Genomic DNA, 635 nt, shown 5'->3' with positions numbered 1-635 from the left:
ACCGCGGCGAAGATCGCCAGGAAGCGGGTGAGCTGCTGTTTGACGAGACCGCCTCGAACGTGGTCGAGTCCGCGCTCGACGAAGGTCCGTCCTCGGTCGTCGGTGAAGTAGCGCATGCAGCACAGGCCGGCCTGCACACCGCCCCACATGAGCCCTTCGTAGAGCGGCCACTGGTAGTACGTGCCGGGATTGACCGACAGAGCCCGAATCGCGCCCGGGTAGGTGAAAAGCCCCATCGGCATGAGAAACAGACCCTCGATGACGAAATCGAAGACGAAGGTCCAGGCGATCACCACCCCGATCAGGCCGAACGTGTTGATGTTGGGCCACCGCCGCTTGGCTATGCGCATCACCCAGCAACCGAGCATGACGATCAGCAGGTTTCCGAAGGAATAGCCTGGCACGTTGGTCAACAGTGGTTCCACGACCTGGTGTCCGGGCACCTCCGGCGATACCCACCCCGGAATGTTCGACGACCAGGAGCCTCGATTGGGCATCCAGGTGTTGTAGGTACACCAGGTGTTCAAGTAGTTGAGCAGTGGATCCTGGAAGAACATCAGGCCCATCGAGACCATGAGCATGCCGTCGAGGGTGATCCGCCTCTCGCGGCGCCAGGGCCGAATAATGAACCACCA

At 61.3% G+C, this 635-nt stretch carries 1 protein-coding gene; it reads right to left on the bottom strand.

Annotated features, from left to right (window positions below; genetic code table 11):
- The coding region (locus A5760_RS04240; RefSeq protein ID WP_155764198.1) for a spirocyclase AveC family protein at window positions 1-635 on the bottom strand (635 nt) is incomplete at both ends.

Source organism: Mycobacterium colombiense (genome assembly GCF_001665835.1).
GTDB lineage: Bacteria > Actinomycetota > Actinomycetes > Mycobacteriales > Mycobacteriaceae > Mycobacterium > Mycobacterium colombiense_A.
This window is presented reverse-complemented; position numbering and strand designations above follow the sequence as displayed.